The organism is Mesorhizobium sp. BR1-1-6 (genome assembly GCF_020165355.1).
Taxonomy (GTDB): Bacteria; Pseudomonadota; Alphaproteobacteria; order Rhizobiales; family Rhizobiaceae; genus Mesorhizobium.
Genome location: NZ_JAIUHZ010000023.1, coordinates 21,912 through 35,701, shown reverse-complemented (window position 1 = coordinate 35,701; position 13,790 = coordinate 21,912). Strand labels below are relative to the sequence as shown.

The following is a 13,790-nucleotide window of genomic DNA, read 5'->3' as shown; positions in this document are numbered from 1 at the left end:
ACACTGGTCCCAGTAAAAGCGGCGGCCGACATGGCATGGTCCTCCGGATTGGCAGGGATCAACTTCCGGTCGCTTCGTTCCACCGCTTGACGTAGTCAGGCAGCTTGGCCAGAGCGTCATCCCAGTTCGGCGACCAGATGGTCAGGCCCTTCATCGCCTCTTGCGCCTTCGCGAAATTGGCGTCGTTCGGCGTCACATCCTTGCGGGCCGGCAGGCCAAGAGCCACGGAACTGACCTTCGACTGAGCTTCCTTTGAGAGCAGGAAGTCGATCAGCTTCTTGCCGTTGTCGGCATTGGGCGCGCCGGTTACCAGGCCGATCTCATAGGGCAGCGCAAAGGTGGAGCGCACGCCGTCAGGCCCCGCCGGCCAGAACACCTTGATATTGGGATTGTCGGCCATTTGCGACATGTTCATCTGCAAATCGCCGTTGGCGACATGCAGCTCGCCCTTGTTGACCAGCGCCGTCAGCTTGCCGGTCGAAGCGGAGGGGCCGACATTGTTGTCCTGCAATTTCTTCATGAACTCGAAACCTGCATCCTCGCCGCCGAAGGCATGGATGATCTGCAGCATGACAGCGGTGCCGTCGCCGGCCTGGCCGGGCGTCGAGTATTGGATCTTGCCCTTGAATTTCGGGTCCAGCAGGTCGTCGTAGCTCTTCGGCGCTTCCGAAAGCACGGCGCTGTTGTAGATGAAGTTCATGTAGTTGTTGACCAGCGGCCGGTATTTGTCGGTGCCGCCGTCGATCTGGTCCGCCCCTTCGGGCTTGTAATCCTGCAGCAGGCCGCCGGCGGCGGCGCGCTGCACGAAGGGCGGCAATGTCACCAGCACGTCCGCTTGCGGGTTCGACTTCTCCTTGGCGACACGCTCGACGACACCGCCCGAACCAGCCTCGATATACTGCACCTTGATGCCGGTGGCCTTGGTGAAGGCGGCGAACTCGGTTTCGAACCAGCTGCCGTTGCCGTCATGCAGGCCATCGGCGGAGTAGATGGTGACGACGCCATCTGCCATCGCCGGTCCGACGAGGGCAGCCGACGCCAGCAACGCGGCGAAAGCCGCGACCATGGTTGCGTTGCGTGATTTCATGTCCAGTTCCCCTTTTTTGATTGATGGCACATTCTGCGATGCACTGTGGCGACCGCGCCGGCTGCTTCTGCTTCGATGGGTGCCGGCAGCGTCGTCGTTAAGTGCAACTCTGGGGATTGGAGATCGATAAGTAAAATCTATTTATTTTATGACAGGCAAACTTCGTCTGATAGTTGTCATGGAACCGTCGCAGTCATGTCGTGAACATGTTTCGACCTGCTCAGGGCAGGCCGTCGAAGCGTTCGAGCAGGTGGTGATCAGACGAATGAAACGCCAGAAGTCTGCGCCCGCAACCGCGGGTCGGACGAGCGCACGGTCACCGGCCGGCCGTCGAGAATCTCAAAGCAGCGCGCGAGCGTGTCGTCCTCGAGCCGGCGCATCGCCTGATGCGTAAAGAAGGTGAGGTGCGGGAACAGGATGACGTCGTCGCGGCCGAAAAGCGCGCCCATCGGATGGCCCGATTTGGCCAGCGGCTCGACCGAATAGACGTCGAGCCCGGCGCCGCCGATGCGCTCGGAAACGATCGCCTCGACAAGGGCCGCCTCGTCGATGAGCGCGCCGCGCGAGACGTTGACGATGATGGCGGAGGGCTTGAGACAGGCGAGTTCAGCCTTGCCGATCAGGCCGCGCGTGCTGTCGTTCAGCACGCAATGGATTGAGACGAAGTCGCAGGCGCGAAGCATTGCCTGGAGGTCGTCGGCTTTTTCGATGCCGGCGGCGCGCATCGTTTCGGCGTCGACACCGGGATCGAAGCCAAGAAGCCGCGCATGAAATCCCTGGCCGGCCATGCGCGCCATGCTGCGGCCGATTTTGCCACAACCGACGATCCCGAGCGTGGCGCCTGAAATGTCGCGGCCCAGCCAGCGCGGCTCGGGCCAGATCCAGCCATCGCGCGATACCGCCGCGGTGATGGCGGGCAGCCGCTTGGCCAGGGCGACCATCATGGCGAAAGCACCTTCGGCGACGGTTTCCTCGGCATATTCGGGCACGTTGACGACGGGGATACCGCGCCGCATGGCAGCGGGGATATCGATGGCGTCGATACCGACGCCATATTTGACGATGCCCTTCAACCTGGGCGCCGCGTCGATCACCTCCGCAGTGACTGGCGTGTAGCACATCAAGAGCAGATCGGCGTCGGCGACCGCGGCTTTGAGCTCCGCCTCGGAAATGCCGTCCGGCAGCGTCACCAGCTCGACACCCCTTGCCCGCAAGCCGGCATCGATGCCTGGGCATTCGAGCTCGCGGTCGGTGCGGACGGCCTTCACGGTCAGGCCGCCAGCACGGCGCGTTCGACGATATCGAGCGCACGGTCGAGATCGGCTTTCGAAATCACCAGCGGCGGCGACAGCGTCAGCACGTTGCCGTGGCTGACCTTGAAGCTCAGCCCCCGTTCGAGGCAGGCATAGAAGACGCGTTCGGCAAGATCGCGCGCGGGCTGGCGCGAGGTACGGTCCTCGACAAGTTCGACGCCGACCATCAGTCCCCTGCCCCTGACATCGCCGACATGGGGCGAACGCCCCATCAGATCCTGCATGCGTCCCAGCATATGCCGGCCAAGCTCGGCCGCACGCTCGACCAGTCCTTCTTCCAGGATGATATCGATCGTCGTCAGCGCCGCGCGCGTCGTCACCGGGTTCTTCTCGTGGGTGTAGTGACCGATGGCAAAACCGCCGGTGACGTCGAGATCGCGGCGGGCGATGACAGCGGCGATCGGCAGGATGCCGCCGCCGAGCGACTTGCCGAGAACGACGATGTCCGGCGTCACGCCGTCATGCTCATGGGCGAAGAATTTTCCGGTCTTGCCAAGGCCGGTCGGGATCTCGTCGAAGATCAGCAGCGTGCCGTGCCGGTCGCAGGCCTCGCGCACCCGATTCCAGAAACCGGGCGGCGGCGGGTTGGGCGTTGCCCGCATCGGCTCGGCGACGACCGCGGCCACATCCTGTTCGCGACCGAGCACATAGGCGATCATGTTGGCGCAGGCGAGCCCGGAGGCTTCCAGGGTGCCGTGGCCGTAAGGACAGCGGTAGCCGTCCCAGGGCGCGACATGTTCGGTGCCGGTCATCATCGGGCCGGCGATATGGGAACGGAAGGTCGCTTCGCCGCCGACGCTTGCGGCACCGAAGCCAGCGCCATGAAAGGCATCCCAGAACGAAACCGTCTTGAAGCGGCCGGTCGCGGCGCGCGCGATCTTCAGCGCCACCTCGATGGCGTCGGAACCGCCTGTCGTGAACAGCACCTTGCCGAGATCGCCGGGCGCCAACTCGGCCAATTTCTCGGCCAGTTCGACAGCGGGTTCGCAGGTGAAGCGGCGCGGCGCAAAACAGAGATCGTCGAGCTGTTTCTTGATCGCGGCGACCAGCTTCGGATGGCCATAGCCGAGATGGTGCACGCTGTTGCCGTGGAAATCCATGAAACGGCGGCCGGCGGTGTCCTCGATCCAGATGCCTTCGGCCTTAGCGATCGTCGAAAGACAAGGGCTGGACAGGCTCTGGTGCATGAAGGCCGAAGCGTCGCGGTCAAGCAGCCCGCGGATGCGTGGATCGTCCTGGCCGGAATCCCAGCGGCTGCGGGCCGCCGTGGTGTTGGAATCGCCCTCGGTATGCACAAGCTCTTTGATCGCGGCCATAACCATCTCCGAAACGCGAATGAGGGAGCGTGGAACGCTCCCTCGGTTATTCTGTCAGCCGAGTCGTCCGGTCAGGACCAGGGCAGCGAAAACGTCTTCACATTGGTATAGCTCTTCATTGCCTCGATGACGCCTTCCTTGTAGCCATTGCCACTGTCCTTGATGCCGCCGAACGGCGACATCTCGATGCGGTAGCCCGGCACTTCCCAGATGTTGACGGTGCCGACCTCAAGGCCGGTGATGTATTTCCGCATGCGCGGAAACGAGTTGGTGCAGACGCCCGACGACAGGCCGAAGGCGGTCGAGTTGGAGAGCCTGATCAGCGCCTCGTCATCGTCCGGTGCGCGCACGATCGGGATGATCGGGCCGAAGGTCTCTTCCATCACCAGTTCGGATGTGTGCGGCACGCGATCGACGACGATCGGCGGCAGCAGCGCGCCTTGCCGGCCCGGATTGTAGAGGATTTCGGCGCCCTGCCCGGCGGCCATGTGGACCCGGGCTTCGAAGAGTGCCGCCGCCTTCTCGTGCACGACGGTGCCAAGATCTGTCGTGCGGTCCATGGGGTCGCCGAAGCGGATCTTCCTGGCCCGCTCCAGCACCAGCGGCACGAAGCGGTCGGCGACGCTTTCCTGGACAAGGATGCGCTTGACCGCCGTGCAGCGCTGGCCGGAGTTCTTCGTGGCGCCGGCGACGGCGAGATCCGCGGCCCTGGCCAGATCGTCGTCCGAGAGATCGTTGAGGACGATCAGCGGATCGTTGCCGCCGAGCTCCAGCACCTGGCGCTTGTAGCCGGCGGTGCAGGCGATCATCTTGCCGACCGGCACGCCGCCGGTAAAGGTGATCAGGTCGATATTGTCGTTGGTGATCATCTCGTTGCCAATGTCGGCCGGCCAGCCGGTCACCACCGAGAGCATTTCCGGCGGCAGGCCGGCTTCGTAGAGGATGTCGGCCAAAAGCAGCGCCGTCATCGGCGTCAGTTCGGTCGGCTTGACCACCACGCAATTGTTGGTGGCGATCGCCGGCGCCACCTTGTGCGAGACCATGTTGAGCGGATGGTTGAACGGGGTGATCGCCGAGATCGCCTTCAGCGGCTCGCGCGTGGTGAAGATCTTGCGCGCCTTGCCGTGCGGGGTGAGATCGCAGGAGAAGATCTGGCCGTCATCCTGGATGCACATCTGCGCCGACAATGTGAACACGTCATAGGCGCGGCCGACCTCATAGAGCGAATCCGTCTTGGAGATGCCGAGCTCGAGCGTAATGAGATCAGATATTTCTTCCCGGCGCGACGCCAGTTTTTCCGCCGTGCGGAACAGGATCTGCTGGCGCTCGTAGCGCGTCAGCTTCGACCTGTAGCCGGCGGCGATCTCGAAGGCCTGGCGGGCATGCTCGGCGCGGCCGGCGGGCACGGTGCCGATAACGGCATTGGTATAGGGGTAGTGGACAGGAACGACGCCGTCGGCGTCGACCTTGCGACCAGCTATGCGCATCGGTTCGTGGCGGACTTTGATCGAAGTATCGAGCTTGGTCATCGGTTCCGTTCCAGCAATTCGAAGGAGAAAGTGGTGCAACGGATTGTCGACCCCCACTCCGGCCCTTCGGGCCACCTCTCCCCCGATCGACGGGGGAGAGGAAATCAGGTGAGGTCGGCGCCACCACGTTTCCGGGCTAAGCCGCCGCTAGCCCTGGCGCCTTTCCTCTCCCCCGTCGATCGGGGGAAAGGTGCCGAGCGAAGCTCGGCGGAGTGGGGGTCGACAATCACGCTCGAGATCAAGCCTGCGCGGCCGCCATCGTCGCGTAGTAGAACGCGTCGAAGTTCCTCAGCACGGGCTCATCAGGCAAATCGGCCAGCACGCGGTTGACGATGAACGGAACCTCCTGCTCGGTCAGCCCGCCATGCGAGCGCAGCGGCTCGTTGAGGGCTGCCAGGTCGTGGCGGTGTTCCGAGGTGCCGATGGTCTTGTTCTGCGTCGAGATCAGCACGATGTCGCCGATGCGGTCGGCCGGCAGTTCGAAACGCTCGCAGGCGGTCGGGCTGTCGACAACCAGCATGATGCCGTCGATCTTCGCCAGCCGCGCCATGATGTCGGCCTGATCGGCGCCGTCAGGAAGGTAGGCGGTGGCGAACGAGCCGAGCGCGCCGTGATGCACGACATAGGGATCTGTGATCGGCAGGATGACGCGCGCGGCATCCTTGCCCAGCCATTCGTCGAGCAGGTCCTGGACATAGACGACGTCAGGCGAACCATCCTGCTTGTGCTTGGGCTTCATGCCGTGGTCGGCGGTCACCACGATTGCCGCGCCGAGCGCATCAAGCTCGGCCAGGTACTTGTCGAACATCTCGTAGAAGGCGTTGGCCTGCGGCACGCCGGGTGCGTATTTGTGCTGCACATAGTCGGTGGTGGTCAGGTACATGATGTCGGGGCGGAATTCCTTCAGCAGTTGGACGCCGGCGGCGAAGACGAATTCCGACAGTTCGGCCGAATAGACTTCCGGCACCGGCAGCCCAAAGTGCTTCGAGGCATTGTTGATGCCGTGCTCGGCCTTGGTGGTGGTGTCGGATTTTTCGGCCGAGAAGCACAGCGCGCGGCCGTCGTCGAAGGCGAGGCCCTTGCCGAGCAGCGCACGCAATTTGTCCTTGGCGGTGACCACCGCGACCTTGGCGCCGGCATCGTAGAAGGCCTGGAAGATGGTCGGCGCGCGCAGGAAACGCGGGTCGTTCATCATCACTTCCTTGCCGGTTTCGCGCTCGTAGAGGTAGTTGCCGCAAATGCCGTGCACCGAGGGCGGGCGGCCTGTGGCTATCGACAGATTGTTGGGGTTGGTGAAGCTCGGAATGACAGAATGCGCAAAACGCACCGTGCCTTTCTGCTTGATCCTGACCAGCGCCGGCATCAGCCCGGCCTTGATGGCTTCGTCGAGATAGGCCGGCTCGCAGCCGTCGAGGCAGATGGCGATGGCCGGCACACGTGGCCAGGCGTAGGTGCGGCCGTTGACCGCGACGTTGATGGGAGACATCTGGTTCATCGAAATCCTCAAAAATTCTGCCGCTTCAGGCGGCGAGTTTGGCGCGCTCGGCGATTGCCGCGGCGGGAGGAGCGGCGGTGTCGACGTCCATCTCCTTCAGCGACTGCGCCGCCGCCTCTACGACGCGGCGCATGACATGTTCGTCCATCTGGCCGATGCAGCCGATACGGAAGCTATCGACGACGGTCAGCTTGCCCGGATAGATGATGAAGCCCTTGTCCTTCATCAGCTCGTAGAAGCGGTCGAAGGCGAAGTTGGCGTGGGCCGGGTTGAAGAAGGTGACGATGATCGGCGACAGCCAGCGATCCCTGAGCAAAGTCTCGAAGCCGAGCTCGCGCATGCCGGCCACCATCACGTCGCGGTTCCTGGTGTAGCGGGCGCCGCGGCCGGCAACGCCGCCCTCGGCCTCGTGCTGGCGAAGCGCTTCAAGGAAGGCGGCGACGACATGGGTCGGCGGAGTGTAGCGCCACTGCCCAGTCTTGTTCATATGCGCCCACTGCGCATGGACGTCGAGCGACAGCGAATGGCTGCGGCCCTTGGCGGCTTCCAATTCGCTCTTGCGGGCGATGATGAAGCCGAAGCCCGGCACGCCCTCGATGCACTTGTTGGCGGACGAGACCATCGCCTCGTAGCGGATCTCGTTCACGTCGAGCGCGATGGCGCCGAAGGCGCTCATGGAATCGACCAGCAGCTTGCGGCCCTTGGCATGGACGGCTTCGGCAATCTCGGCGACGGGGTTGAGGATGCCGGAACTGGTCTCGCAATGGATGGCGATCACATGCGTGATGGCAGGATCGGCCTCGAGGGCGGCGGCCACCTCGTCGCCGCGCGGCGGCAGGTAGTCGCCCTTGTCGATCAGCGTATAGGCGCGGCCGAGATACTGCATGGTCTGGGCCGCGCGCAGGCCGTAGGCGCCATTGGCCAGGACCAGAACCTTGCCGTCCTTCGGCACGAACGAACCCAGCATCGCCTCGACGCAAAAGGAGCCGCTGCCTTGCATCGGCACACAGTCGAATTCGCCTTTCGCATCGCCGGTCAGCGCCAGCAGGCGGCGGCGCATGTCTGACGTCATGGCGCGGAAATCGCCGTCCCAGGATCCCCAGTCGCGCAGCATCGCCTGCTTGACCGGATAGGAGGTGGTGAGCGGCCCGGGCGTCAGCAGGTATGGCTCGCCCAGCGCCGGACCGGCCAACGGCTCCGCGGCAAATTTCGTCTCGGCGAGCATAGTGTCCTCCGCTGCTTTTTATGTGGGGCCATTCTTGGCTGGAACGACGTATTTGTAAAATCGTTATTTTGTATTGATGTATAAGCTCACCCGATGATCTGGCTTGCAGTCGAATTATTGCCCGGCGGGATAATCGCGCCTCCAGCCGAGCGCAGCCTGCGTGGTATCCATGACACGTGCGTGACCGTGGGCGATCCTCCCCAGATATAAGAAGAATCGTTCCTTCATGCCTTTTTGCCTGCGAGGCTTATGATAGGTTGGCGGCCGGAACTCGGATCTAGAAAGGTGAGAACATGCGCTACGTTCAATTGCGAGCCTTTCACCAGGTGGCGATATCAGGCGGGTTTTCACGTGCCGCGGAAGCGCTGTTCCTGACGCAGCCGGCAATTTCGGACCAGGTGCGCAAGCTCGAGGAAGAATATGACGTGCTGCTGTTCAATCGGAACAAGAAGCAGGTCACGCTGACCCATTCGGGCCAGAAGCTGCTCGAAATAACCCACCGCATGTTCGATACCGAGCAGCAGGCGCTCGAGCTTCTGACGGAATCGCGCGCCCTGCGCTCCGGCACGCTGCGCATCGTCGCCGACGCCGCGCATCATCTGCTTCACATCCTCGGCAGTTTTCGCGCGCGCTATCCCGGCGTCCAGGTTTCGCTGCGCGCCGGCAACACCGAGACGGTAATCAGCAGCCTCTACAGCTATGATGCCGACATCGGCGTGCTGGGCGAGGTGCCGACCGGACGCGACTTCGAGGTGCTGAAACTCAATTCGACGCCGATCATCGCTTTTGCGTCGGTCGATCATCCGCTGTCGGGCAAGAAATCATTGAGTCTCAAGCAACTCGCGCAGGAATCGCTGGTCATGCGGGAGCGCGGCTCCAAGACGCGCCAGAAGCTCGAGGATCTGGCCGCGGCATCGAAGGTCGAACTCAGGCCGGTGATCGAGGCCGAAGGCCGTGAAGCCGTCCGCGAGATCGTCGCCTCGGGTGCCGGCATCGGCTTTGTTTCGGCGGCCGAATTCGGCCAGGATTCGCGGCTGGTAGCGATCGCGCTCGACGCGCCTGAGACGTTGATGGACGAAGCGCTGATCTGCCTGCGCGAACGCAGCGGCGGCAAGCTGGTGCGCGCCTTCCTCGACATGGCGCGTTCGATGTCGGCGGATTAGGCGGCGGCCCTGATCTCCTCCACATCCGCTTTCACCCGTTCCGACTTCGGATCGTAAGGGGTGCGCAAATGTGCCGTGGCCGCGTGGCGAACGCCGGCAAGATCGATCTCGAAACGGCCGCTAGCCAGAAACGCAGCGTCGACGCCCGTCTCGTTCTCGATCAGCCCGAGCGCCACCGAGCGGCCAAGCGTGTGACCGTAGGCGGCCGAGCGGACCTCGCCGACGGGCTTGCCGTCGCGCAGGATCAGCTCGCCGCCCCACAGCATCGGCTCGGCATGGTCGAGCGTGAACAGTACGATGCGTTTTGCTGGCGCCGTCGACGGCTTGGCCTCGACCAGCGCGTCACGGCCGATGAAGCCACCCGGTTTGTCCATGGCGACGGCGAAGCCAAGCCCCGCCTGCCAGGGGCTAATGTCAGGCGTCAACTCACGGCCCCAGGCGCGAAAACCCTTTTCGATGCGCAAGCCATCAAGCGCGTAGTAGCCGGCGTCCAGGAGGCCGAATTCGCCGCCAGCCTCGTGCAGCGCCTCGTAGACGCCGACGGCGAATTCCGTCGGCACGATCAGCTCCCAGCCGAGCTCGCCGACATAGGTCATGCGGTTGGCGTAGGCGGTAGCGTAGCCGATATCGATCTCGCGGATGGTGGCGAAGGGGAAGCCGGCGTTGGAAAGATCGGCCGACGACAATTTGCCCAGGAGATCGCGCGAGCGCGGCCCCATCAGCGCCAGCACCGCGTAGGACGAGGTGACGTCGGTCACGATGGCATGTGCGTCCGGTGGGATGTTCCTGGCGATCCAGTCGGCGTCGTGGACCGCTTGCGCCGAACCGGTGACGATGAGGAATTTTTGCGCACCAAGTCGCATTACGGTCAGATCGCTTTCGTACCCGCCGCGCGCGTTGAGCACGCCCGTGTAAACGGATGTACCGACCGGTACATCGACATTGCCGGCGCAGATGCGGTTGAGCAGGGCACAGGCGTCGCGGCCCTGCACGAGAAGCTTGGCGAAAGAGGTCTGGTCGAATACGGCAACAGCCTCGCGCGTCGCCTTCATTTCGCGCTTGACTGCCTCATGCCAGTTCTGGCGGCCGAAGGCATAATCGTTCCCGGCCCTCTCTCCCGGGGCCGCGAACCAGTTGGCGCGCTCCCAGCCCATCTTGGAACCGAAGCAGGCGCCCCTGGCGGCCAGCCGGTCGTAGAGCGGCGAGCGGCGGAAGGGTCGGGCGGTGTCCAGCTCGCGGTTCGGCCACGGCATGGCGTAATGCAAACCGAGCGTCTCCTTGACGCGATCATGCAGCCAGCGCGGATTGTTGTTGAAGGCGGCGAAGCGCCTGATATCGACAGGCCACAAATCCATGGTCGGCGCGCCGTTGACGATCCACTCGGCCAGCGCCTTGCCGGCACCGCCGGCGCTGGCGATGCCCATCGAGTTAAAGCCGGCGCCAACATAGAAATTCTTCAGCTCCGGCGCCTCGCCGAGGAGAAAATTGTTGTCGGGCGTAAAGCTTTCGGGACCGTTGTAGAACTTCTTGACCTCGGCTTGCGCCAGTTGCGGCACGCGCACCAGCGCGTTTTCCATCAGAATCTCGAACTGATCCCAATCGTCCGGCAGCAGCGCGAACTCGAAATTCTCGGGGATGCCGTTCATGCCCCACGGCTTGGCATGCGGTTCGAAGCCGCCCATGACCAGCCCGCCGACCTCTTCCTTGAAATAGATGAAGCCGTCCGGATCGCGCATGACGGGCAGGCCCGGATGCACACCCTCGATCCGGCCCGTGACGATGTACATATGCTCGGCCGAATGCAGCGGCACCGAGACGCCGCACATCAGCCCGACCTTACGCGCCCACTGGCCGGCGCAGTTGACGACGATCTCGGCGACGATGTCGCCACGGTCGGTCTCGACACCGCAGGCGACGCCGTTTCTCACCGTGATGCCGGTGACCTTGACGCGCTCGAATATCCTCGCGCCGCGATTGCGCGCGCCCTTGGCGAGCGATTGCGTGAGATCGGTCGGATTGGCCTTGCCGTCGCCAGGCAGCCAGACCGCGCCGACCAGATCGTCCGTCGCCATGACCGGCCACAGATCGCCGGCTTCGCTCGGCGAGATGACGTCGATCTCAACGCCTTGGGCGCGCGCCGACGCAGCCGTACGCTTCAGCACCGTCATGCGGTCGGCGGTGCGCGCCACCGACAGCGAGCCGCAATTCTTCCAGCCGGTCGCGAGACCGGTCTCGGCCTCCAGTTCGCCATAGAGCTGAGTGGAGTACCTGATCAGGCTGGTCATGTTGGAATGGCTGCGCAATTGCCCGACCAGGCCCGCGGCATGCCAGGTGGTGCCGCCGCTGAGCTGCCCCTGTTCGAGCAGGACGACGTCGGCCCAGCCAAGCTTCGTCAGGTGATAGGCGACGGAGCAGCCGATGATGCCGCCGCCGACGATCACGACGCGTGCCTGCGTTGGAAATTCATGTGCCATGAGCGTTCCGCCATCTTGAGGGTGGCCGACAAGCTAACACAGGAAAGCCAAATATCAAGTCAAAAAGTCACAAAATATCACATCAAGATGCGACGATCAGCTCCGGCCCTTTTTGCAAAAGGGCGTCGGCAAGCGCAGGCTGCGGCCGAGCGTCGACGACAACGCCGGCGGCGCGGTCGAAATTCGGAATCCTGAGCGGCGTCAGCTTGCCGAACTTGCTGCTGTCGAGGACGAAATAGGTTTTGCCGGCGAGCGCGATCATGCGGCCGCGCTGCTCGGCACCGGCCCTGGTGAAATCGGTCACCTCGCCATTCGGCGACAACGCGCCGCCGCCGAGAAAGGCGATGTCGACGCGAAAGCGCGCCATTGCATCGAGCGCATCGATGCCGGAAGCGGCCTCCTCGCCTGGGTCGACTTCACCACCCAGTATGTGCACACGCATGCCGGGGACATGGCACAGATGCAGTGCAATCTTCAGGCTGGTCGTGCAGATAGTGAGATCGCGCAGGTCGTTCATGGCATGCGCGACGGCCAATGTGGTGGTGCCGGAATCGAGGAAGACCACCATACCGCTGCTGACAAGGCCGGCCGCCGCCCTGCCGATCGCCGCCTTGCCGTGCGCATTCTCCCGGCTGCGCAGGCCCATTGCCGGCTCGCTCGGCTCGAAGCGAGCGGCGCCGCCATGCACGATGCCGAGCCGTCCCTGGTCAGAAAGCAGCTTCAGGTCGCGGCGGATGGTCTCGCGCGAGACGTCGAAAAAGCCGGCCAGTTCGGCGACGCTGACCGAGCCCTGGGCACCCAGGCGCCTCAGGATCTCGTCATGACGGCGGGGAGCAAGGGCACGTGCCGGCAGACGGCTGTCGGGGGACATGGAGGGCCTCATATCGAACGAATGATGTTGCGATATGTGGCAGTGAACCGCCCGGGAGGCAACCGCGAGGACGGCGTGGCCATGGTCGATCGATAAGGTCTGGCCTGTTCGGGTGCTGACCCGGCGTCAGCGTCCGCGCAGGCTTTGCAGATTGTGCACGTGGACGTGGTCGCCGGCCGCCACGGCAGCCGTCAGGCGGCCGATCGCCTCGCCGTATTTGCGTATGGTGGAGCCGGCGGCGAGGTCGTGCAACGCCAGCTTGTGACCGGCTTGCAACGCGGCGCCGGCCTTGAGGACAACCCCCTCGCGGGCGCCTCGCGTCGTCACTTCGGCGCCTGCCTCGACCGGTTCCACGAGGACAGCCACGTCGTCGTCAGCGTGCAGCACTATGGCTCCAGGCTTGGTCATGCGCCGGCAAGCCGGACCTGGACGCCGGTCGCGTCTTCGCGCAACTTCAGCACGGCGCCAACATCCTTGCCGGCCATGCCGGCGTCCATCGCCTCCCTGAGCACGGCAAGCGTGGCGCCCCCGACCGGCGTCTCGACGCCGAGCGCATCATTCATCGCCAGGGCAAGCCGGCAATCCTTGTGGGCGAGCTTGACCATGAAGCCTGGCTCGAAGTCGCCCTTGAGCGCGCGATTGTGCATCGCCACCGCCAATTGCTGGTTCCAGGCCATCGTCGTCTTCAGCACGTTGATCATGGTGTCGAGCGTCAGGCCCGCCTTGGCGCCGGCGACCAGCGCCTCGGAGCTGGCCGTTATCAGCACGCTGGCCAGCAGGTTGTTGGTGAGCTTCATTGCCTGCCCCATGCCGAGCCCGCCGCAATGGATGAGGTCGGCCCCCATGCTCGACAGGATCGGGCGCGCGCGCTCCAGCACGGCGGCATCGCCGCCGATCATCAGCGTCGAGGTTCCGGCGATGGCGTGCTCCACCGTCTTGCCAACAGGGCTGTCGATCATGTCGACGCCGCGTTGCGCCAGCCATGCGCCGATACGCTGGGTGGTCTGCGGGTCGATCGTGCTCATGTCGATATAGAGGCTGCCGGCCCTGAGGCCATGACCGATGCCGTCGGCACCGAGCACGGCGGCCTCCACATCAGGCGCATCCGGCAGCATGGTGATGACGATTTCCGATTGCTGTGCAACCTCGCGCGGCGACGCCGCCGCCCGAGCGCCGGCCTCGACGAGGTTTTTCACCGCCACGGGATTGAGGTCGAAGACCGTCAGCGCGTGTCCCGCCTTGAGCACGTTGCGGGCCATGGGTGCGCCCATGGTTCCAAGCCCGACAAAACCGACTGACGTCATGGATCAACTTCCT

Annotated in this window: 11 protein-coding genes; 1 reads left to right on the top strand and 10 read right to left on the bottom strand. The window is 64.1% G+C overall.

Annotated elements, in window-relative coordinates:
- Positions 1 to 58: 58 nt before the first annotated feature.
- From LB545_RS27365 to LB545_RS27340, 6 genes are all read right to left on the bottom strand, one after another.
- The gene (locus LB545_RS27365) at positions 59 to 1,087 is read right to left on the bottom strand and encodes a 2-aminoethylphosphonate ABC transporter substrate-binding protein (protein ID WP_140555604.1); all 1,029 of its coding nucleotides are present in this window, start codon (positions 1,085 to 1,087) and stop codon (positions 59 to 61) included.
- A gap of 257 nt (positions 1,088 to 1,344) precedes the next feature.
- Positions 1,345 to 2,355: an NAD(P)-dependent oxidoreductase gene (locus LB545_RS27360; protein ID WP_140555606.1), complete on the bottom strand. Its 1,011-nt coding sequence runs from the start codon at positions 2,353 to 2,355 to the stop codon at positions 1,345 to 1,347.
- Between the two features lie 2 nt (positions 2,356 to 2,357).
- Positions 2,358 to 3,716, bottom strand: a complete 1,359-nt coding sequence (locus LB545_RS27355; protein ID WP_140555608.1) for an aspartate aminotransferase family protein — start codon at positions 3,714 to 3,716, stop codon at positions 2,358 to 2,360.
- A gap of 71 nt (positions 3,717 to 3,787) precedes the next feature.
- On the bottom strand, positions 3,788 to 5,245 hold the full coding sequence (gene phnY, locus LB545_RS27350; protein WP_224706112.1) for a phosphonoacetaldehyde dehydrogenase: 1,458 nt from the start codon (positions 5,243 to 5,245) through the stop codon (positions 3,788 to 3,790).
- A 238-nt stretch (positions 5,246 to 5,483) separates the two neighbouring features.
- Complete coding sequence (gene phnA / locus LB545_RS27345; protein WP_140629001.1) at positions 5,484 to 6,740, bottom strand: phosphonoacetate hydrolase; 1,257 nt, start codon at positions 6,738 to 6,740, stop codon at positions 5,484 to 5,486.
- Positions 6,741 to 6,765: 25 nt separating this feature from the next.
- Positions 6,766 to 7,965, bottom strand: coding sequence for a 2-aminoethylphosphonate--pyruvate transaminase (locus LB545_RS27340; RefSeq protein WP_140497584.1), 1,200 nt, complete (start codon positions 7,963 to 7,965; stop codon positions 6,766 to 6,768).
- Between the two features lie 293 nt (positions 7,966 to 8,258).
- Between LB545_RS27340 and LB545_RS27335 the strand changes: the two genes are divergently transcribed.
- A complete protein-coding gene (locus LB545_RS27335) occupies positions 8,259 to 9,128 on the top strand; it encodes a LysR substrate-binding domain-containing protein (RefSeq protein ID WP_140497582.1) in 870 nt (289 codons plus the stop codon).
- Here the strand turns inward: LB545_RS27335 and LB545_RS27330 are convergent.
- The 4 genes from LB545_RS27330 to LB545_RS27315 all read right to left on the bottom strand — a co-directional run bounded on the left by LB545_RS27330 (position 9,125) and on the right by LB545_RS27315 (position 13,777).
- On the bottom strand, positions 9,125 to 11,602 hold the full coding sequence (locus LB545_RS27330; protein WP_224706111.1) for an FAD-dependent oxidoreductase: 2,478 nt from the start codon (positions 11,600 to 11,602) through the stop codon (positions 9,125 to 9,127). The genes LB545_RS27335 and LB545_RS27330 overlap by 4 nt on opposite strands.
- An 82-nt stretch (positions 11,603 to 11,684) precedes the next feature.
- Positions 11,685 to 12,473, bottom strand: coding sequence for a DeoR/GlpR family DNA-binding transcription regulator (locus LB545_RS27325; protein WP_140878783.1), 789 nt, complete (start codon positions 12,471 to 12,473; stop codon positions 11,685 to 11,687).
- A gap of 126 nt (positions 12,474 to 12,599) precedes the next feature.
- A complete protein-coding gene (locus LB545_RS27320; RefSeq protein ID WP_140497576.1) occupies positions 12,600 to 12,881 on the bottom strand; it encodes a UxaA family hydrolase in 282 nt (93 codons plus the stop codon).
- Entirely contained in the window at positions 12,878 to 13,777 is a 900-nt protein-coding gene (locus LB545_RS27315; RefSeq protein ID WP_224706110.1) for an NAD(P)-dependent oxidoreductase, read from the bottom strand. The genes LB545_RS27320 and LB545_RS27315 overlap by 4 nt, the downstream gene beginning before the upstream one ends.
- Positions 13,778 to 13,790: the final 13 nt, after the last annotated feature.